We start from the raw sequence: 20388 nt of genomic DNA on the forward strand, positions 1-20388 counted from the left end.
ATTGCTTAGTTGTCGATCGTCGATGCGGCATGCAATCCAGCGAGTCGACCAAGACCGAGTGCGGTGGTAAGCCCATTTCCACTAAGATAGCCACCGGCCCCATGTCCGCTGATACCAACCGCCGTTCCGCCACCGGCATAGAGATTCTTGACGACGTCGCCGTCGGATTTACAGACACGGCCATGTTCATCGACAACGAGACCACCTTGGGTGTGGAACAGCGATCCGGTTACTGTTGCCCCATAAAATGGTGGTTCGAGAACGAATCGGCCATCAGTTCGACCGACTGAATCCGGAGTGCTATTTCGAATTGCGTCGTTATACGACTCCAGGGCGTCCGCCGTCGCCGCCGGATCACACCCAAGTTCTGTCGCCAGCGTTTCGATATCGGGTGCACTAAGATACGAGCCGAGTTCGACCGCTTCGTCAAAGTCATCGAATTCGCCCTCAAGTTTCTCGAAGATCCGTTCGTCGAATATTTCGTACGCAATACCATCCGATTGTTCGACAACGTCGATTGCCAGCGCGGAGTATCCTTTCGCCTCGTTGCCGAATCGATTACCATCCTCGTTGACGAGGAAACCACCGTTCATGATAACGGCGTACGTCGAGAGCGCCCCTGTCCCCTGAACGACCGTTGCATGTCCTTGGAAGGAGTCCATACAAGCCAGTTCGGCGTCGAGTGCGGCCCCCCAGCGAATACCATCCCCGGTATTTCCGTCAGAACCGAAATATAGTGCGTTGGCGATCTGCTCGCAATAGCTCTCGACCATCCGTCGATTACCGGCGAAGCCGTCGGTCGCGAGAACAACCTTCTGTGCGCCGATTACTTCTTCGTGAGTCTCGCCGGCAACGACACCGACAACCGTGTCACCGTCGGCTACAAGTTGCCTGACGGGAGTATGCATCAGTAGTTCAATGTTGTCCGTCGCCTCAATTCGCTTGCCCAACTCTTCGATCAGGTTCTCACCATTGCGCCCGTCCGGCGCATGCATCCGATACGTCGAGTGCTGTGGATACGTAAAATCATCGACGAACTGTAACGTGATATCCCAGTCGTCAACCAACCAGTGAATCAGATTCTTACTCTCGATACAGAGGTGTTCAACCATCGCTTCGTCCGCTTCGTAGTCGTTTTTCTCGAGAATGTCACGAGCCATATCGGCGGGCGTCTCGTTGATCCCCGCCTCGCGTTGGAATCGAGTTCCCGCAGCAGGGATCATCCCAGTTGACAGAGACGTGTTTCCACCCAGTCTGTGTGATTTCTCGAGAACGGTGACCATTCCATTCGTCTGATCCGCCGCTGCAAGCGCAGCGACGAGTCCCGTGCCACCACCGCCAGCGATGAGCACGTCCGTCTCGACGTCGATAGTGACGTCTGTAATGTCTTGCACTTTTGGTACCGAATCGTCTATCGTCTGCTCACTGAACTCGGGCTCACCCATAGCAGGTGATTCGGTGCAACTCCTATGTAAACTTATCCCGAGACCGTTTTTCAACGCTATCAACCGAAAGACTACAGGATAAGTTCACTTCAATTACAATTGTTCGGTAGGAGAGAACATTGATTCTCATAGTTATCCCTAAAAAGCATCCTGTTATGAGAAGAGTCACCAATAGAGGGGTGAAGAGTATCATTCATCATATGGCATGTGTTCTCGAGAGAGGAACTGGTGTTCGGCTAGAAAGAACTTAGGGCGTTGAGCCCCAATCACAGTATATGACTGCCAGCACACCAAGTCGGATTCAATCGGTCGAAACAACCTTCGAAGTGCTCGAATACATCCGGGACAACGAGGGAGGAGGCGTAACTGACGTCGCGAACGCCCTCTCAGTTTCAAAAAGTACAGCACACGGCCATCTCTCGACGCTGACATCACTCGGCTATATCGTCAAACTTGACGGAACGTACCGGATTGGACTCCAGTTTCTTGAGCTCGGCCATCACGCTCGCTCACGGTACAATCTGTATGAAGCAGCGAAGTCAGAGGCCGACCAGCTTGCACAGACAACTGGCGAACGGTGTCAGATGATGGTCGTAGAGGATTTCCGTGGGGTCTATATTTACCAGACAGCCGGCGAAAAAGCAGTTCAAACTGACTCACACATTGGAAGCACCGTCGAACTCCATTGTACTGCCGTCGGCAAATCCTATCTCGCGTCGCTTCCCGAGGCTGAACTTGAGCGGTATCTTAATGAAGTTGGCCTAACCACCAGAACCGAGTACACAATCACAGATCGGGAAGAATTCCTAGCAGAGCTTGAGAAGATCCGTAATCAGGGGTATGCACTGAACCTCGAAGAGCGAATCGCAGGGATGCGTGCTGTCGGCGCACCAATTCTCACCGAAAACGGCGATGTCCTGGGTGCGATTAGCGTCTCGGTCCCAACAACACGTATCGAAGAAACCGTCCATGAGAGTGACCTCCCAAAGCAGGTCCAACGGAGTGCTCGAGTGATTACAATCAAGACGACTTACAGCTGAACGTTCTGTTCGGTATGACCAAACAATACGATCCAACTGAATCCAGTAGTAGTGGCTGGACAAGTCAGAGATGATAAACAATGATCATACGTGACTACAACTATCAGAAACCAATTGTGCGTTCGGCACCGTAGAACAACGGCTTACAAACCTATGGAAGCAACAACTTTTGGGAGACTAAGTTCTGACATTATGTTGAACTCTTGGCCCTTTTACATTAGTACTAGTGTAAAAAATAATAGCAGGTGTGTGAATACATACGGAGAATGACAATGATCTGGCGAAACCATACAGAGTTAGTCTTCGATTCGAGAATGAATTCAAGGGTCGAAATTTCCGTAAGTACGGTAGTAAACTGAACAAGACACAGAGTGTATCACTCTCCGATTAGGGCAGTGCCTAGTTGAGCCAGTTTGAGAAGTGAGCAGGTCATTGAGCGAATTGGTTAGAATGTTCGCAGACTGGCTCAGCGAGAGCTACGAGGAGGATTTAGAAGAACCTTGAGAGAACGAGCGGACGGCGACGTCGGTCAGGGCGTTCGCCGTCCGCCTCCATTAGAACGGTTGTTCGCTTCGAGAGACAACAACGATTCTCGCTAAGATGGCGCTGAATGCTCTCACGGACCGGTTTGGAACTGGGTACATCGGCTGTCTGACAGCGGGCACGACCCGCCTGAGGCGAAGCCGAACCGGTCGCTGTTGACGAAACCGTTGTCAAGATTAATGGAGAGTGGTCTTGGTTGTATGCCACAATAGACCTCGATCAAAGCTGATTCTCGATGTCGCATTGTTCGGTCGGCACGATACTGATCTGACGACTGAATTTCCTCATGGACTTCGCGAGAAACGCAATCTCTCGGACGCTGAATTTCTCGTTGATCAATTCGGCTATCGGACTGACCTTGCTCGATTAGGATTGAACGGTCGAGGGAACTACACCGACCGAAACCTCATCGAAAAGTGGTTTCATACCCTCAAAATGCGAGTTGATAGTTTTCATAACTCATGGGTGGGCAGTCGGGCGAGCGCACGCGAGTGAATTCCAGAAGCGCCGACCCATTTTCGAGGTCGGCGTCTCGCCACGAACACGGACGCCCGCACGGTCGGCGACGCGCTGAAAGCGAGCCTGTATCGTCTCACCGACGACGTGGCCGCTTTCGGCTTGCTTCGAGGGGAACAGATAACCCGTCCACTCTCGGTCGCGACCACCGAGGGCATCGATTCGGTCGGCCAGCGTCTCGCAACCGTAGATCAACGCGACTGTTCCCGGCCCGTTCTTTCGTTCCTCGAAATCGATGTGCGGGTCGTCGCCCTCGAGGACGAGTTGGGAGACGTGCAACGCTGCGACTTCGTTGCGCCGAAGGCCCCACCCACACAGCGCGAGTACCAGTAGTTCCTCGTCGGGTGTCTCGACGGTGTCGTACAGTCGGCGGACTTGCTCACTCGAGAGGGCGGCGTTATTGGGTTCTGTGCGTTCCCATCCGTACTCCATGTCAATCGTGTCCGCGGGGTTGTACGCGGCCTTTCCACGGCGCTGAAGGTGCTCATAGAACTGCGAGACGTCACCGAGGTACCGAAGCTTCGACTCGGCGCTCTCGAGATCCCGGTCGAGTTTGTCGAACACCGTGAGGACATGTTCAATCTCGTCGGCCTGGTGTGCGGGCTCGCCAAGGCGATCAACGAGGTCGGCCCGGCCGTGGACATCCCGATAGAGGCGTGCGTAGGTGGCAAGTCGCGAGCGTTTCGTCGTCACCGTGCTTTCAGCGAGGTTACGACGTCGATCGAGCGTGCGGACGTAGGACTCGAGTTCGTCGACGGCGGTTTCGTCGTCGATACCCCATGGGTAGGACTCGGAATCATCGGCTTCAAAGTAGCCGACCGACTGACAGAACTCCGAAAGCGTCGTATCGTGCTGTTCGCGGAGTGCATCCTGTAGTCCACCGTAGCCTACCTCAAGGAGATCCTGGTAGGTCGGCCGCTCGTCGAGATTGTGACCGGCGCGTCGCAGCTCAGGTTCGATTTCGTTGTTCCAAAACAACTGGAGTTCCTTGAGGGATTTGTGCGACCAGCGGATTCGTTCGCTACTCATCGTCTCCCCCACTTGAGAAGGCCGTTTGCTCCTGGTTGGGTGCACTCTAAAACCGTCATTTTCGTACTCCTCCGTATTCGTGACAGTCACTAAAAGGTATCGTGTATTGGGTTGTCGGGAGTGGACAACCAAGATACACCGTATACTGGCGAAGGGTGACTGAAATCCGATGGATCGTATAGTGCTATACCATTCTGCGGCCGACACTCAGCACTCGACTCGAGTAGTGAGCCGGCAGAAAAGAGCCGTCTCGAGAGTCAACGAGACGGATCTACACTCTGGCGGCGAATACCAGCAGGATGATCCCGGCGAGAAACACAATCGTTCCAACCGTCTGATTCCCGTAAGTGGCCTGCTGAGCGCCACCGAAGAATAATCCGAGGCCGATCAATCCCGCCACCACTGCTATAGCGCTGTTTACCAGCGTATCTACAACTCCCATGGCATATATTTTGACTTTCAGATATTTGTATATGGCGGCGCGGTTCGACCTACATGCTATCCCGCTGCGAAAGCGCATCCGCTATCCCCAGCCCGTGACTCGCGGCGATCTCGCCGGCCAGAACCCGCGCTCGAGCCGCCCGTTCGGGTTGGACGTCCATTCGATCCGCGTGGTATTCGACGAGCGCCTCGACTAGGAGCAAATCTTCTTGTGGGGTTCGCATCGGCGGAGTTGGGCTCGGCTTTCGATAAAAAGAGTCGGGGGTGTTGAACCTCCATGTCCATTATTAATACAGAACAGGTCTTTGATCCTCTAATGCCAGCATCACAAAAGCTTGAGAATCACTTCACGGTCGAAGCCGAGCCCGTTATTGAACCAGATCCTGTTTTCTTTACTGACGAATCCCCCGAGTTCGATCTTAAGGTTACGAATAATGAGGATTTTGAGATAGGGAATGGTGCAACTATCAGGTGGGTTCTTGCTATCGGATCCGGTAAGCCTGAACCGGTCCATAAGGGCGGTGAACGTGTTATATTAGATCCGGGCGAAACGAAGACATACCGTGTTGGTGGCGATCTCCTATCCTACGATGGTCATGGGGTGTTCGGTGTTGCGTATGGTTCACCTCTTGGAAACGACGGCACCCGGAAACTACACACCCGCTCTCACGACTCATACAAGCCCTTATATTCCTTTTCTGTGTGGGATCGGTCGCAATATGATGCTGTTCATGAACAGCCGAAGCGAAATCAAAAGTGGATCGTAGCTTCGTCAATACTTGTTGCGATTCTCGCTATTATTCAAGTCTTTGCGATCTTTTTCTAGTTGATCCACTCCCGTCCTCAAACCGCTTGTCCAGTACGCCGGTCGCGTCGTCGGTCGCATTACCTTTCACTCCCACGGCCCTACACCGATCAATGACCGACATCCGTACCTACGACTGTCCGTCCCCCGACTGTGGCTACACCGCGGGCGGGGCTGCTGAGTCGCTCGAGCACGTCAACACCGAACACACAGGGGAATACCAGCGTGAGGATTGACCGGATACCCCTGCTGGACGAGCGGGACGGACAGCGGGATCGAACGACGACGAAGAATAGCGACCGCGAAAGCGTTAGGTTCGGGGCATGGTCACTCATCCTCTCGATACTGGTCTCGGAGTTCCACGACGGCGTTCACCAGCGAATTGTAAGTGATCCTGACGCCATCCTCGCCCGCGCGGATGGACTCGCTCGAAACGACGACGTTCTCGCCGTCTTTGTAGAACTCAATTCCCTCGGTGGTATCCAGTAACTCGAGGTCGTCGGTGTCGGGGAGCTCGGGCATACGCGACAGTCGGGACTCGAAGGGCGTAGTTCCATCGCACGAAAGGGGAAACGGCGGATGCCGTGGTTCCCAGGAGCCCTTTCGGCCGGTGTGGGCCACGGCCGGCCGTGTGGAGTGTCAATGTCCCATGGGATACCGCTTCGGGCCGATATCAGTGGGTGAGAGTTAGTCGAACTAGCTCAGCACGTCGAACTCTTTTCGCGTTCCGAGTCGGCCGGGTTCGAACGCCGCACCGATATCGGCGTAGTACAGCGCCAAATTCGCCTCGAGGTCCGTCACGAGATAGTGATTGATCACCGATGTCAGTTGCTCGCACACGTCGTCGGTCCCCGATTCGAGAACCTCAAGGTACAGAGGTCCGAGTTCTTCCCCGAAGCGCGTGTTGTCCACCGGTTGGCCGTTCCAGACTGTCGTCGGTTCGGGGAATCCATAGGAGACAAGGCATTCCTCGAGTGACGGCCACTTATCGCCCGTACGATCGCAGACCGCCTTTCGGTCGGCGAACAGATCGACGTGAGTCCCGAGTACGTCGACCTCGGAGAGGAAGTTCTCGGCACCGAGTCGGTAAAGCCGATCGGAGAGGAACTCAAGGTCAAAGTCCTGGCCGTGGAAGGTGACCAGAGCGTCGGCACCGGCGTTATCGATCGATTGGAATGCGCGGGCGATCATGGCCGCTTCGTCGTCGCCGCTCCGGTGGAACGTCTGGTAGGACACGTCGTCCGCTGATGCGCCCCGGTCATGGGTTGCGATGCCGACCGAGACCGTCTCGCCTTGGTCAGGCTTGTAGTGGGTCGTTTCGATATCGAGTGTGACAATGCGGTCGTAGCCGGCGTCGTCGCGATCGTATTGCATTCACTATCTATTTGAATTCGTGACTATATAAATTACCGACACCGCACCGAAAGTGGAATGGGCAGACGGCGAAAGGGAGAACATGCGAGTACCGTGGTTCCCTGGTGTCCCTGTCGGCCGGTCGCCACAGCCGGCCGTGCGGAGTCACCATGCCCCGTGAGATATTGCTTCGGGCGTGATTCAGTAGGTGAGACAATCAGATCAGTACGAATTCCCATAATTCGGTCGAGGGATAGAAATACAGCAGTACGAATAGTAAACCAACGGCGAGTGCAGCGAGTCGTTCTTTCATACGTTATATTCTATTTCAGGGTACAAAATAGGTAGTCAGTCGTTGGCCCGCTTCACCCGATTTCCCTAGTCTCGCCCACCCAAGAGTGCCGCCTGTCGGGATAATACTTATTTGTATTATCTGCACATCTAATAAATAGGGTTCGGGCCGTTCGCACACACGAGGCGGCCAGCGGAATCTGGCAGGCGAGTACGAATGACGAATCAGGCGTATCGCATCCCTTCTTGAATTCGGCCGTTAATGTGGGTGAAAAGTCCTAATGCGAGCAACATCGAAATAGCAACGAGATGGAGTGAGACGGTCGTCACACTGAATGTGTCACCAAGAAGATGGGAAGACGCAATTGAGGCACCCGCCGCGGCAGGGATCGTGAGAAGTTGGAACAGCGTTGTGAAGGTGACAGTAATCGCTGCGACGACCACTGCATGGAGAACATGATCAACCCGAGTCGTCAGATTAGGAGTAGCGGTTTTTCTACTAACTGGAGCTGTGATTTTGTCCAACCATCTCTCGCCTAATTCCCTGATTAGGGCCGGGTCTTGCGGCTCTATTCCACAATAGGTTCCGATCTTGTTTGTTCCGAGGATCGTTGCCTGCCAGATCGCGGAGCACTTTACACCGAATATCAATAGGCCCCAGAAAATGGTTACTGTCTGTGCATACATCTCAATCTGGACCATAGTCTTACATCAACTCGATTGACTAAAAAGGTAAGCTAGGGGTTTTTGCCGTCTAATCCGTGATCCCATATCCTTCTGCCCGCATGAGTTCGGCGACCGCTTCGGGATTCTCGAAAGCGTATTTCAGTGCGAACTCTCGAGCATCCGTTTTCGAAACCTCGCTAGTCTCAAGGGCGTCCGCAAGATCGTTTCGAAAGGCCGACTCCTGGTCATTCACGTCGCTTCGAAGGTGGACCTCGATTCGCTCGTCGCGCTCGTCCCCGACCTTGCTCCGACGGACGAAGTACGGATACTCGTGCTCGTCGTCGGATTCCGGTTCGGTCGTCGTCGGTTCGGTCTTTGGTTCGTCACGATCGCCGCGGCCGTCGTCGGTCGAGTCAGGCCGTTGGGGTTCGTCTTCGGACGTCTCCTTGCTTGAGTCGTCGCCACTGAAATCGAGGCTCCCCGAGCCCTTTTTCATCGGCATTAGGCCGTCACCTCGCGTTCAGCGTCGTCAATAGTGAACGTCCGCTCGCCGTGGTCGTCGATATCCAGCGTGAGTTGCGGATCGATCTCGGCGTCGAAGGTCTCGGTCGCGACGAACGCGGCCAGCTCGTAGATATCCCGAAGCGTCTCGAGTTCGCGGTCGTAGACGCCACGCTTGCCGGGCTCGCTGACCATTTCGTCGCCTTGCTCGAAGGTTTTCCACCGTTCTTCGACCACCTTGTACGCCGACCCGCGGGCTTCCCACATGGCGTCCATGAGGCTTTCACGAGCGGGTATCGCAACCGGCGTCGAATACATCTCGTTATCTTTGAACTGCTTGGTGTACTGCGTGTGGGCGTTCGTCTGGCCGATCGCCGTCGGCACAACACACGATAGGCCGACCTCGATATCCAGTTGGTCACTCATGTTCTCGACCATTTCCTCGAGCCCGTCGAGACTTAGGTTGCCTTTCCCCGCGGGTTTGACCGGCGCAACGAGCGTTCGTAGCGCGTAAATCGCGTTGTACAGCAGGTCCTCGGCTCGGGCGTTCGGGTCAATGAGTACCGCATTGTACTGGTCCTGTAGCTGCTGTTCGTTCCACAGCAGGTCGTACAGCAACTCAAAACGCGGGAACTCGTCGCGACTCATGTTCTTCATGCCCGTTTCGTAGGCGATCTTTTGCTCGAGGTTCGATGTGAAATCGCCGAGCATGTCGTGGCTCGGGATCACGTCGACGCCCTCACTCGAGGTTTCGATAAGGCCCTCGAAGTCACCCTCCGGCATTTCGAGGATGTGCCTCACGAGGTTGTCAGCGTCTGAGTCGCTACGATTTTCGCCCACGTCGAACAGACTCGTCAGGTTGCCCTCCTGTGGATCTAAATCTATCACGCAGACGTCGAGCCCCATCCGCTCGAGGCTGACGGCGAGGTTCGCCGTGGTGGTCGTTTTGAACGTCCCTCCCGATTCGGAGTAGACGACTACAGATATCATCAACAGACGATACAGTCAATACGCACATAAATCTGTTTCAGGCAACTGGTACAGTTTTCTGTTACGTGTCTCTGTTACAGTAGTCTGTTCGGTGTATCTGTAGCAGTCGTCTGTAACGCCCCCGCCTTGCGATTTTGGTTTCCATAAAACAGGATCACTTACGAGTAAGATAGTACTTGTTTCGGTACTTCGGTGATGGTCGCCGATCTGCGTGGCGCCCACCACCGCGTGCCTCTGACAAACAGCCACCGCCGTAACGGTCGAACCCCGCGGGAGGCAACTGACAACCCACGGACGACCGGCAGACGCGACGGCCAGACACGGCTTTCGAGCGGCGCTGTATAGCGATTGTGGTGGCAACCGTCACGGACCAAATACTGTTGGCGTCGGACTCAACACGATTGTGGCCCTGTATTCGACTGTCGCGTCTGCCCCCCAGTACGCGACGCGCCCGCCGATCCCCCAGTCATCTTAGGCGGGCACTTTTCGAGACACACCGAATTTCGAGTGAAACCCATTGGGCGTGGTGTTGATGGTACTCGAGCACGTTTTACTGTCTGTCGCGTTGTGCAAACGCGACAGGCACTGCTATCAGGTTCCCATACACCCCTGGTACACAGCCTTGTCCAGCAGTGGGCGCATGCCACCAGATCCCGCTGGTGGGCACTTTTCGAGACACACCGGGTTTCGAGTGAAACCGCCGGCCACGAGATTGATAACGACTGCCATGATAGCACCGACTGTCGCGTGCGAGGCACGCGCGACGCTTCGATCATCTCACACCCGGCGGTAGTTGTTGCCACGGCTTTCGCCGGGCTCGCCGCTGTCCCATTTTGGAAGACACCCCTCATTCGAAGTGAAAAGCAGCTTAGTTAGTCGTCGGTCTGAAAGAGCCGATCGTCGAACGTCCCTTCCGGCGGGTGGCGAGTGTGGATCGGTTGATCGGCGTCGATCGTCGCGCTCAGCGAACTCAGACAGTAGGGATCCCGAAGGACCGACCAACCCTCGCGGTCGAACACGATTTCGATATCATCCGGGTGTGCCTGGCACTCCGGGCAGTAGAGATTTGTGTACTTGCCGTCGGGGGTCGATTTAGGATTGGGCATCAGTGTCTACCTATGCGAGTCGGGGGTCGTCATTCATCGTCACTCACCTTTCTGAGTTCGTACCGGCCCGGTTCGGGAATGAGTCCACCTGCGACGAAATCGTTTCCCGATTCGTCAAGGGCTTTGAGCTGTAGACCAACGATAGAGTCGTCTTCGCTAATCCGGATGAACACGCCACTGCGAGCGTCTCGTGTGTTCTCATCCGAGGTATCGTTTTGGTCCACCAGTTCCCCGAGTACCTCTCGTCCGTCATCGGTGAGCGAGTAGAGTCGCCCCCTCTTCGCATCCGGGTTGAGTACCTGGACGAGATCGTGTTCTTGGACCACGAGTGTCCATCGCCCGACGACTGCGACTTTGCGGCCGAGCTCATCGAGCACGTCAACATCGAACACTCTGGAGAGTCTCAACGGGAGGACTGGCCGGCTACTGACGTCGCTCAGGAATGGCACTTGGACAAGGACGACAGCAACGAATCAGCCGATGAGTAACCGAACTTCTCTCACATTTATCGACCGGTAACACTACTGTAACCGCCCTACACGGCCAATAGAGTTAATCGTGAACGGACTCCAGATACTGATGACGAGGGAGGGTCCGGTTGACTATTCAACGCTGACCCACTCCGAGACAAACCCTCGTCACAACTGAGATCGGATCGCGTTCCGACTGAGTCAATAGCCAAATTGATAGGGTCCGATCTCGGTCCCACCCCTGGGGCACATCACAAAGGGGATGGGGGCTCTAACGCTGGCCTCTGGCCGGCGTTTCTGGGATGCGTGAGTTTATATACTAAGCCGCAACCAACATCGGCGATGCCTCTCACCGATCGGCAGGAAGACCTCCTAATCGCCGTCGCACTGACCGAGTTCTCAGTCCACTACGAACGCGCCGATCGCGAGCTCGCCGAGTGCGCGTGGCAGCTGGCCGCCGACCGTCTCGTCGATCATGACGTCGGGCCCGCTGAGGCCGTCGATACACTCGAGATTGGCAGTGATCATAATGAGTAAGTAGATCGGTAGTCACCCTTTTGAACTATCAGACGAGATAGGTAGTCATGGAATGCCCGTCATGTGGTGACGAAATAGAAGACGGCAGTCAGTTCTGCCGCTTCTGTGGTGAGGAACTACCTGCTGTTCCTGGCGATTTTGATTTGAAAACTGAGCTTCAGTCGATGGATGATTACGAATTCGAGCACTTCGTCGGTGACCTCTGGGAAGAGATGGGGTGGGACTGCGAAGTCTCGACAGCGTCGAATGACAAGGGGATTGACGTCCGGGCTCGGAAAACGGCCCCGTATGAACAGAAGGCACTGATTCAGGCGAAACGCTATACTAAGGGAAACAAGGTTGGAAGCCCTGATATCCAGCAATACTCGAGCCTCAAACACCAGGAGGCCAACGTCGACAAGGTGATTATGGTGACATCATCCTCGTACTCGAGGAATGCTGAAGAGTTGGCTGGCGATCTAAACGTGAAGCTCATCGACGGTGACGATCTCGTCAACCTCATTGATCAGGCCGAGGCTGATCACCTGATTGAAGATTACTTCGATGTCAATCCCGAGGAACAGGTGACCGAGGAAACGGAGTCGGAAGCGGAAGTTGAGGAGGTATCGCCTGTAGAAACATACGAATACCGGAGAGAATCGCCCAACACGGAACGAGACTCAGAAACTGACAGGGAAATGGCCAGGTCAACAGCCAATTCCGCAGACGAAGATGGAGAAATCCCGCTTCCGGATACAATCTGGACGACCGTGATCGGTACATGCACTGCTGGATGGGTCATGTTCTTCGTCCTTGAAGGAGTTATTCCAGATACTCTGCTCGGGTTCATCGTTTTTGTTTCGTGGATAGGTCTGCCAATCGGCATCTTCATGGATTCACGTGCGACGCGTGAAGTTGCCCCCTGGCCCAAGTATCGCAAGACATACCTCTTCTGTTCAGCGATGATATTCTTCGGCCTACTTGTCGGTTGTTGGTATCTACTGCTCCGGAAGGCCGTAAAACAGGGCCACAGTGATATTGCGGTTTCAACACCTTCAACGGCTACAGCGGAGAAAAACCCCCAGACATCAGCTGACGATATTGAACTCAACGTCACGATGCACGGTCCCGGACACGCTGTCGGAAAGGACTACGAGTTCGAACATCATTCCGACGCGCTTGGGAAAATACAGGAACTGAAAGACGAGGAGAGATACGAGGAACTCGATCAACTTCTTCAGTGGTGCATCAATGAAACCGAACAGGAGAGTCGTCGGACCGAGCAAGGGGTCGTTCCTCACTTCTACGAAGAACTGGCGAAGCTATATCGACAACACGACATGTATGAAAAAGAGATTAAGATTCTCGAGCAGTTTGCCGAGCAGGAGCACGCACCGGGAAAGAAACCCCGGAAGCTCTTAGAGCGTCTAGGACGAGCACGACAGTTAGCAGAACAGTAGCCCTACACCCGCTCACTGTTACGCTTCGTCCGATCGTTGACCATTCCGAATACGAGTGTTGTCTTGTGTCAACCATAGGTATCGTGTTCGTCAGTCCGCTAGCGCTGAGTGGCCCATCGAATCCTCGAGCGTCGTCTAGTCTGGTTTCTCTCCGAGTGTCACTACGTTGTGGTCAAACCGCTGTACAGCATCCGGTTTGGGTTTCAGTAACGGCGTGAGAACGTCGAGCCAGTCGTCGATCCACGGCCCGATTGCCCCTATGAGTGCGACCCGGTCTAATGGCTGTCCGAACGCGTCGATCAACTCGGGATCACCGAGATCGTAGCCGAGTTCCTCGAGTGCATCGAACAGGACGCCGTCGACGGTCGTCGTGTTGATTGATACGGACCCATCCTCGTAGCCCGGCTTCGTCGCATCGGTTTCAGGGACGTACCAGGGTGCGATCGCGACCGTCCACTTGCGTCCATCGACGCGCTGGAGGATATCGAAGGCCGCGATCCGGTCGACGTGCTTGTCATAGGTCACGCCAGAACAGCCGACGCACTCGAGGATATCCGAGCGACCGATCGGGCCGTCAGCGGCGAGAATCGCTTTCAGGATCTTACCCGGCGTCGGTGCGGAGAGTGACGGGAGCAGGCGGTCACCAGGCAGCGCTGCGAGCGCGTGTTCCACGTCGGAGATCGTCACATCACCCGGTCGCTTCGAACGCGTCAGCGCTGTCAGCGCGTCGACAACGTCGAACGGCGATCCAGTGTAGGCTTCGAACAGCCGAACCGTTCGGCGCATGGCCTCGGACTCGCGTGCCGGACAGAGGTTCTTTTTCTCGAGGACGGTCTCGACGGCGTGGCGCATTGACGAGTAATCGGAGACATCGGTCACCGGCACCTCGAGTTCCACGGGATCGTAGTCGGTGCGGTCGTCGAGTCGGTCGTCGTCGCGAGCGGCGATCGCCCCACGGATCTGTTCGGCGTGGCCCGTGATACCAGGACCAGAGATAACCCACGACGCTCGGAGGTGTGCGTTCGGGTCCGATGGGTCGATTTCGCGTCCCATCGCAGACTTGCGTTTCATGCTGTCTTCCTCCCAGAAATTCCGCTCGAGGGAGTGCATCCCGTAGGAGGCTTGCCGCGTCGAAATTTCCGAGAGGAAACGGCAGAACTGCGAGTCATTCAGGTTGTTCGGGTCGGGAACGCGAACCTCGATCGAGATATCGACGCCGATCGCATCGTACAGCGCCGTCGCGGACATGAGCAACCCGTGTGCCCGTCGAATGAGGTCGCCACGTTCGTCTTCCTCGAGATCGTCCAGCTCGCCAAGTTTGCCGAGCAGGACCGAACGGACACCGGCGTAGCGATCCTTGAGCTTATCGTAGGCGCGTTCGTCCTCCGAGAGCCACCCGACCTGGGCCGCTCGGACGAGATGGTCGTATGCCTCTCGAGTCGTATTGACGGCGTCGCCGAAACAGTGCTCGAGTTCGTCACCGAGCGCCGACGGCGTGAGTACGGTGCTCCATAGCTTATCGCCAAGTAACGCGGTTGCAAGCCGCACCAGTGTCGGTATCGTTCCACCGTACTGCGTACTCACGGTAAGGTGGTCCTCCATGCAACTCACGTAGGTCACTCGCCCATCGTCCCACCGTTCTACCGGATAGTCGTTCAGGTTCACACCATCCCGTGCGTCAGCCGCTGTAACTCGCGCGTGTAGCGGCCAACTGCTGTCGGCTACCTTCGGCAGCAACTGCACGTAGCCAGCCTCCGCGGGGTCGCCCGTATCGGCCAGCGCGGCTTCGGCTGGTACGCCGTCGTCCCCATCACCCATCCCGTTCGCCGTTCCATACACTGTACTTGCTGACTGACTGTTGGTCTCAGTAACGCTGTCAGATTCGGAGGATGGTTCGGACTTGTCGGGATCGTTGAATGTGGCGAAAACGGACTCCTGATTCGGGTGAACGACCCGTCCGTCGTATGTAATCATGCTGGCCGCAACCTCGCCACGCTCTGTGAGCGTCATGGTGTTCTCTGTGCCGCGAGTATCGACGGCGACATATCCATGGTTGTCACAGAGCGAGTCGATGTACGGACGAATCGATCCCTTCGAAAGACCGTTTTCGTCGTCGTGAGCGAGGTCTTTGACCGTTGCACCGGGGTTGCGCTCGAGGTGGGTCAGGATCTTGAGCTTGCCCGCGCGCTTGTCCATCAACTCGAGGTCGGTGTAAATCGCTCCTTTGTCACAGTCGTTCGCAGCGTGCTCGGTTTCTTCCGGTTGACGCCCCGACATGGCAACCTGAGTAACGCAATCGGCGAACTCTGGGTGGCTCGATTCGAGGATTCGGTGTACTCGAGGAGAGGTGACGATCGTGATGCCGACGGCGTCGGCGAGCGCTCTGAGAGTGGCGAGTGTCTTCCGGCGCGTACCGGCGTGGGTAGACTCGAGCCACTGTTGGCCGTCGAATCGAACCACAAGTTCCGGGCGACTGTCGGTCGCCTGCAACACCGGAACGACAGTCTTCGCGAGGTCGTCGTGACCCAAGCCGAGTGCGTTCCGGCCAGTCCCGAGACTCGTCAGTGCGGTTTTGCCCCACTCTCGGTTCTGCTGGTGGCGCTCGTAGTTGTCTCCGATGAACTCCCGTTCGTCGAGATCGGTATCGTGGTACTTCTTCGTGTAGGAGGCCAGCACACTCGCGTAACTGGCCCGGCCGTCAGTGACGCCGCGGTCGGCGAGCACGCTGGCGAGCTGGCTGGCGGTGAGACCGCCATGTTCGGCATCGATGGCATCGGCGGCGCTGGCAACATGGGGTAACAGGTCCTCGAGTACGACAGGTAACCATTCGGAGACTGTCGGCGTCACCTCCGCGGTGATCGTATCCAGGCGCTGTTGTTCAGGCGGCGTCGGCCGGATCTCGAGTGCCTGTTCGGGCTCACCGGTCTCGTCGATCTCCGGCTCACACTCGACAGGGTCGGGGTCGGTCAGCCGTCGGTCGTCGTCGCCGTCAAAGAAACCGTACTCGCCCTCGAGTTGGTCCTCGAGCGTGACGACGTTGCCCGCGATCGCGTCGGCCTGAGCTTCGAACGCATCGGAGCGCTGCTGAATGCGGTACTCGTTCAGCGTTTCAAACCGATTCCTGTCACCGACGATCGTATCCTCGAGTGACGGATCGACCGTTTCGCCCCGGCGCTCGGTCGCGTGGTGGGCCTCGAGTAAGTCCTCGGTCCCTGCGATTCGGAGGTTGGCCGCTTCGTCGGACGGGCTCGGCGTCTTCGCGTTCACTTCCTCGAGTTGGTCACCGTACTGACCGTGCTCGAGCGTGAAACCGTTGTATAGTTTGGCCTCGTCAGCACGTTTCGCGAGATTACGGGCACGCCATTCGCCCGCCTTCTCGCGCGTGGAGAAGCCTTTCTTCTGGCATTTGAGCGTCTTCGGTTCGTACTCGGTCTCGCAGTGTGGGCAGGTTACCGAGTCCTGTCCACGCCACCCGTCCGGCTGAATCCAATTTTTCTCACATGGGTCGAAATGGCAGACCAGTACATCGAACTCTCCGTTCATCGGAAAATCACCGCACTGACGGCTATCTGCGTATGGAAAATGACACTCTCTCCGGTGGGCGTGGACTGTGGATTCATGTATTCTGGACTCCGACCACAGAGCGCACACTCACCACTCGGTGACGGGGCGCAGGCTCGCAAACGCGAGAGACGCCACTCGTTGTGGGGGAAAGCTTAAGACCAACGCCCGACAATGAGGGAGTATCCAGCTTCCTTAGGTCGGGGCATCGGCCTCGCACCCTGCGGTCGATTTTCGTTAGCTGCGCATATCCGAAACGAACGAACCCGTCCGTCTTAAATCTAGTCGGAGCGTCTGACGTTGTATTCATTCACCTCCCAGTGGATTCTGCTAGCCGGGGCCGGCCAGCCGGCGACTGCCCAAATAGTCGTGGGGGTGTTTTTCGCTCGCTGCCCAAACAGTGAGGAATCGATACTACTCGAGTTCATTGTCCGAGCGTCACCTCGCGGACCTCGAGTGCGCCGAGGACGGCCTCAAGCCATGGCGGGACGCGTTCGACGTCGACGAGCGTATGCTCGCCACGAACGGCGGTCAGCTTGGCGCTGTCCATCGCGCCCTCGAAGGTCCAGATATCTACGCGGCGCTGGACTTCGATCACGTAGCTCGAGCGATCACCGTGGATCGTGAGATCGGCGGTGGTCCTTTCTTGCCCCAGTTGAGACGCGAGTAAGTCGGACGACGAAGACTGACATATTACCAATTGCCTGAACCGGACACAGTAGCCCTGATACTATCCTATTCTCGACACTATTATATATTGATAGAACATAGAACAGATATGTACGATTTAACAGGCTTCCAGCGTGACCTGCTGTACACGATCGCCGGCCAGGACGAGCCCCACGGACTCGCACTCAAAGACGAACTCGAGGACTACTACGAAGGCGAGATCCACCACGGCCGACTCTATCCAAATCTCGACACGGTCGTCGAGAAAGGTCTCGTCGAGAAAGGCACGGCTGACCAACGGACGAATATCTATACGCTCACAGCCCGTGGCCGCCGTGAGATCGAAGCGCGTCGGGAATGGGAAGATCAGTACGTCGACGAGCTGCTTGGAGAGTAGTAGACAACTCCGACGACGGAACGTAGAATCTACAATCCTGTTTCCGAATCTTCGTGATGGGTTCCGTGACACTACCCATGGCGCTTAATCCGCTCCGTGTAAAAGAGGTACTCGGAACCAATCATTTACGGGTGGGGACCCCCATCCGCATTCCGACTTTCCTACCAGTCCTCGGCAATCTGGTCGAAATTCGCAATCACCCCCAGTCGTGGTTTTCCATACCTTCGTAGTGCTTCAGGCGACTGTCGATCTCCCAAGCCTCCCAGCTACACTCGTGGTAGAGGATGTCGCCGAGTTCGCCGAAGTTGCTCTTGTCGAGTTCGATACCACGGTTTCCACGGTAGGTGATATAAGGTTCGCTGCGAAGGTCGGTGTAGACTTCACGCGCAGTGGGATAGTCGCCGTTGATCGCTGAGAGATTGAGGAGAGTTTCCTCCGTGATCGGTGTGCCCCACTTGTGTTTCGCTATCATCGTCGCTAAGAGGGCACATTTCACCGACGGCTTCTCCATGATCGAAGGATGAAGCCACTTGCATATAAAAGCTGTTAATAGCGGTTAACGGTAGTGGAAATACTTATACACTCGGGGACGTTGTTTCTCTGTATGAGCAGCATGGAACACGCGGCTGACCGCGGGGAGAAGAAGGAACTCCGTAAGGAGCACCCCAGCGGGTGGCTCTACCTCGCACAACACGACGCCATCCCGATCGTCGTAGACGCGTTGCTCGACCTCCCACCAAACCGCGAGTTCAACAAAACCGAACTCGCAGAGCACGCCGGCGTCACGCGCCAGACCGTCGGCAACTACACCGGCCTCCTCCTTGAGGTCGAACTCATCGAGGAGGTCCCGAACACGTCTCCCCGTCGATACCGAGTCGCGGACAGCAACGTTGTCCGCGAACTCTTCGAGTTGAACAGCGCACTCAACAACGTCGGTGGCGAGTAGCGATCATTCGACACCTGTCGAGTCACCCCGCTACGAAGTTACGAATTTCGACCAGATTACCGCACTAACTCTCTCGCGAGCGAGTTAGAAGACGACCCCGACGACGAAAAACAACTCTGAAACATCGGCAGGGAATCCCGAACATCGGACAAATCAACGCCACTTCGGACAGCATACAACTTTCCCGACTCAAACTTCCCCCTCTGGATACAGTTCATCCGTCGCCGCCTCGTATCGGCGTGCCGAGTTCTCGCCCTCGAATCCCACGATATCGTAGTGGCTCAGTTTCTTCAGGCGGCGTTGGACCGTCTTCTAGCCTGGTATATCACGGTCACTCGGATTGTAGCGTTCACAGGCACTGTCTAGTTTAGCACCTCCGCTGGCGTTTGTCCGTTGAGTGACTGATGTGGTCGTTGTGTGTTATAGTAGTGTATGAACTGTTCAAGCCATTCTCTGACGCTGGCCCGACTGCCCACCCATGAGGTATGGAAGCGGTCGATCCGCATTTTGAGGGTATGAAACCACTTTTCGATGTGGTTTCAATCGACGTAGTCGAGCTGACCGCTCAATCCGAATCGGGAGAGGGCAGTCAGATAGCCGTAGCCATCGACGAGAAACATCGCCTCGGAGAGATCGTGTTTCTCGGTCAGTCTGTGAACGAATGCAGCGGCTGGATCGGTGCCTCGTCGCCCGAAGACTGCGACATCAAGAATCATCCGTGAGTCGAGATCTATTGCAGCGTACACCCAAGACCAGTCGCCATTGATTTTGACAGCAGTCTCATCAATAGCGACCCGCGACGGCTTCGCCGTCCTCAGAACGCTTCGCGTTCTGATGGGCCGCACGAGAGCTTCGCTCTCGTGGACGTCGACGGGTCTGGCACGCTGTCAGCCAGCCGATGTACCCAGTGCCAGATTGCTTGATGAGAGCGTTCTACGCCAATCAAGCGAAGAATCGCTTGTGTTTCTCGAAGTGAACAACCGGTCGCGTGGAGCCGGACGGCGAACACCCTGACGGGCGTCGCCGTCCGCTCACGCTCCCAAGATTCTTCTAAATCCGTCGCGTAAGACTCGCTGAGCAGGTCTGCGAGCTGCATGTCCAAACCAACTCCACGACCTGCTCGCTTCTCAAACCGCGCTAACTAGACGGTGCCCCTCCTCCTAAACTACTGTCGTAGCCAGCGCGCGGGCGCGAGAAGTTTGCGCGGCGTGACGGCTGCGACGGCAGCTGCAGTGTTGCTCACTACCGGTGGGATTTCCAGCGGCATTCTACCAGTAGTACTTGGCGGAACCACGAACTTCAGTATCCTTTGTCAGCCAATCGAAACTGGGACTGTACCCAACAACGATGTTTGTCTGATCGTCGGTGAGACGACCTACGTGGGCTGCAACCTTTGAACGCTTCTGTCTGCCGCATGCGACAGATAGCTTTTCCAAATTGCTGCCTGGGCGTACTTACCTTCCTGTAGGGCGGGATAGTGTAAGAAGCCTGGCTTTGTTGGAATTCAGAATGTTCCTGTGGATGAGGTCGAGGGTGTCATAGAACTCTTTCCACGGTGTTGATTACATCTATAGGCACCGTCTAGTGTTACTTCAGCTGTGAACTAATCAGCCGCTCTCGATTACGTCATCATTGTTCTGCGT

Annotated in this window: 21 protein-coding genes and 2 pseudogenes; 8 read left to right on the forward strand and 15 right to left on the reverse strand. The window is 55.9% G+C overall.

Going from position 1 to position 20388, the window contains the following annotated elements:
- Positions 1–5 precede the first annotated feature (5 nt).
- A complete protein-coding gene (locus HYG81_RS37865) occupies positions 6–1445 on the reverse strand; it encodes an FAD-dependent oxidoreductase (protein WP_226777956.1) in 1440 nt (479 codons plus the stop codon).
- A 275-nt stretch (positions 1446–1720) separates the two neighbouring features.
- Here HYG81_RS37865 and HYG81_RS37870 point away from each other — a divergent pair, with 275 nt between their 5' ends.
- Positions 1721–2485, forward strand: coding sequence for an IclR family transcriptional regulator (locus HYG81_RS37870; protein ID WP_226777785.1), 765 nt, complete (start codon positions 1721–1723; stop codon positions 2483–2485).
- Positions 2486–2935: 450 nt separating this feature from the next.
- Positions 2936–3523, forward strand: a pseudogene (locus HYG81_RS37875) (IS6 family transposase).
- Here the strand turns inward: HYG81_RS37875 and HYG81_RS37880 are convergent.
- The 3 genes from HYG81_RS37880 to HYG81_RS37890 all read right to left on the reverse strand — a co-directional run bounded on the left by HYG81_RS37880 (position 3488) and on the right by HYG81_RS37890 (position 5238).
- The gene (locus tag HYG81_RS37880) at positions 3488–4573 is read right to left on the reverse strand and encodes a tyrosine-type recombinase/integrase (protein ID WP_226777786.1); all 1086 of its coding nucleotides are present in this window, start codon (positions 4571–4573) and stop codon (positions 3488–3490) included. The pseudogene HYG81_RS37875 and the gene HYG81_RS37880 overlap by 36 nt on opposite strands.
- A 271-nt stretch (positions 4574–4844) precedes the next feature.
- On the reverse strand, positions 4845–5015 hold the full coding sequence (locus tag HYG81_RS37885; protein WP_226777787.1) for a hypothetical protein: 171 nt from the start codon (positions 5013–5015) through the stop codon (positions 4845–4847).
- 49 nt (positions 5016–5064) lie between these two features.
- A complete protein-coding gene (locus HYG81_RS37890) occupies positions 5065–5238 on the reverse strand; it encodes a hypothetical protein (RefSeq protein WP_226777788.1) in 174 nt (57 codons plus the stop codon).
- Between the two features lie 92 nt (positions 5239–5330).
- On the opposite strand from HYG81_RS37890, the gene HYG81_RS37895 reads away from it, so the two are divergent.
- On the forward strand, positions 5331–5840 hold the full coding sequence (locus tag HYG81_RS37895) for a hypothetical protein (protein ID WP_226777789.1): 510 nt from the start codon (positions 5331–5333) through the stop codon (positions 5838–5840).
- Between the two features lie 92 nt (positions 5841–5932).
- Positions 5933–6055, forward strand: a complete 123-nt coding sequence (locus HYG81_RS45450; protein WP_255647760.1) for a hypothetical protein — start codon at positions 5933–5935, stop codon at positions 6053–6055.
- Positions 6056–6146: 91 nt separating this feature from the next.
- Here HYG81_RS45450 and HYG81_RS37900 read toward each other — a convergent pair whose 3' ends face one another.
- The 7 genes from HYG81_RS37900 to HYG81_RS37930 all read right to left on the reverse strand — a co-directional run bounded on the left by HYG81_RS37900 (position 6147) and on the right by HYG81_RS37930 (position 11118).
- Complete coding sequence (locus HYG81_RS37900; protein WP_226777790.1) at positions 6147–6341, reverse strand: hypothetical protein; 195 nt, start codon at positions 6339–6341, stop codon at positions 6147–6149.
- A 174-nt stretch (positions 6342–6515) separates the two neighbouring features.
- Positions 6516–7193: a ribonuclease H-like domain-containing protein gene (locus HYG81_RS37905; protein ID WP_226777791.1), complete on the reverse strand. Its 678-nt coding sequence runs from the start codon at positions 7191–7193 to the stop codon at positions 6516–6518.
- 495 nt (positions 7194–7688) lie between these two features.
- The gene (locus tag HYG81_RS37910; RefSeq protein ID WP_226777792.1) at positions 7689–8165 is read right to left on the reverse strand and encodes a hypothetical protein; all 477 of its coding nucleotides are present in this window, start codon (positions 8163–8165) and stop codon (positions 7689–7691) included.
- A gap of 52 nt (positions 8166–8217) precedes the next feature.
- Positions 8218–8631, reverse strand: coding sequence for a DUF7970 domain-containing protein (locus HYG81_RS37915; protein WP_226777793.1), 414 nt, complete (start codon positions 8629–8631; stop codon positions 8218–8220).
- Positions 8631–9620 (reverse strand): ParA family protein, encoded by a 990-nt coding sequence (locus tag HYG81_RS37920; protein ID WP_226777794.1) that lies wholly within the window; start codon positions 9618–9620, stop codon positions 8631–8633. The genes HYG81_RS37915 and HYG81_RS37920 overlap by 1 nt, the downstream gene beginning before the upstream one ends.
- Before the next feature lie 872 nt (positions 9621–10492).
- The gene (locus HYG81_RS37925; RefSeq protein ID WP_226777795.1) at positions 10493–10726 is read right to left on the reverse strand and encodes a hypothetical protein; all 234 of its coding nucleotides are present in this window, start codon (positions 10724–10726) and stop codon (positions 10493–10495) included.
- Between the two features lie 29 nt (positions 10727–10755).
- Positions 10756–11118: a hypothetical protein gene (locus tag HYG81_RS37930; protein WP_226777796.1), complete on the reverse strand. Its 363-nt coding sequence runs from the start codon at positions 11116–11118 to the stop codon at positions 10756–10758.
- A gap of 420 nt (positions 11119–11538) precedes the next feature.
- Here HYG81_RS37930 and HYG81_RS37935 point away from each other — a divergent pair, with 420 nt between their 5' ends.
- Together HYG81_RS37935 and HYG81_RS37940 are read left to right on the forward strand one after the other, a co-directional pair.
- Complete coding sequence (locus HYG81_RS37935) at positions 11539–11733, forward strand: hypothetical protein (protein WP_226777797.1); 195 nt, start codon at positions 11539–11541, stop codon at positions 11731–11733.
- A 47-nt stretch (positions 11734–11780) separates the two neighbouring features.
- Positions 11781–13172: a restriction endonuclease gene (locus HYG81_RS37940; RefSeq protein WP_226777798.1), complete on the forward strand. Its 1392-nt coding sequence runs from the start codon at positions 11781–11783 to the stop codon at positions 13170–13172.
- Between the two features lie 135 nt (positions 13173–13307).
- On the opposite strand, the gene HYG81_RS37945 is transcribed toward HYG81_RS37940, so the two are convergent.
- Together HYG81_RS37945 and HYG81_RS37950 are read right to left on the reverse strand one after the other, a co-directional pair.
- A complete protein-coding gene (locus HYG81_RS37945) occupies positions 13308–16715 on the reverse strand; it encodes a winged helix-turn-helix domain-containing protein (protein ID WP_226777799.1) in 3408 nt (1135 codons plus the stop codon).
- Positions 16716–17157: 442 nt separating this feature from the next.
- Positions 17158–17331, reverse strand: a complete 174-nt coding sequence (locus HYG81_RS37950; RefSeq protein WP_226777800.1) for a hypothetical protein — start codon at positions 17329–17331, stop codon at positions 17158–17160.
- Between the two features lie 180 nt (positions 17332–17511).
- Between HYG81_RS37950 and HYG81_RS37955 the strand changes: the two genes are divergently transcribed.
- Entirely contained in the window at positions 17512–17799 is a 288-nt protein-coding gene (locus tag HYG81_RS37955; RefSeq protein WP_226777801.1) for a PadR family transcriptional regulator, read from the forward strand.
- A gap of 196 nt (positions 17800–17995) precedes the next feature.
- On the opposite strand, the gene HYG81_RS37960 is transcribed toward HYG81_RS37955, so the two are convergent.
- Positions 17996–18310 carry a hypothetical protein gene (locus HYG81_RS37960; protein ID WP_226777802.1) on the reverse strand — a complete coding sequence of 105 codons (315 nt, stop codon included), beginning with the start codon at positions 18308–18310 and terminating at the stop codon, positions 17996–17998.
- A gap of 93 nt (positions 18311–18403) precedes the next feature.
- Here HYG81_RS37960 and HYG81_RS37965 point away from each other — a divergent pair, with 93 nt between their 5' ends.
- Positions 18404–18745 (forward strand): hypothetical protein, encoded by a 342-nt coding sequence (locus HYG81_RS37965; protein ID WP_226777803.1) that lies wholly within the window; start codon positions 18404–18406, stop codon positions 18743–18745.
- Between the two features lie 362 nt (positions 18746–19107).
- Here HYG81_RS37965 and HYG81_RS37970 read toward each other — a convergent pair.
- Positions 19108–19841 (reverse strand): annotated as a pseudogene (locus HYG81_RS37970) (IS6 family transposase).
- Between the last annotated feature and the right edge of the window lie 547 nt (positions 19842–20388).

This window comes from Natrinema zhouii (genome assembly GCF_013456555.2).
Classification (GTDB): Archaea; Halobacteriota; Halobacteria; order Halobacteriales; family Natrialbaceae; genus Natrinema; species Natrinema zhouii.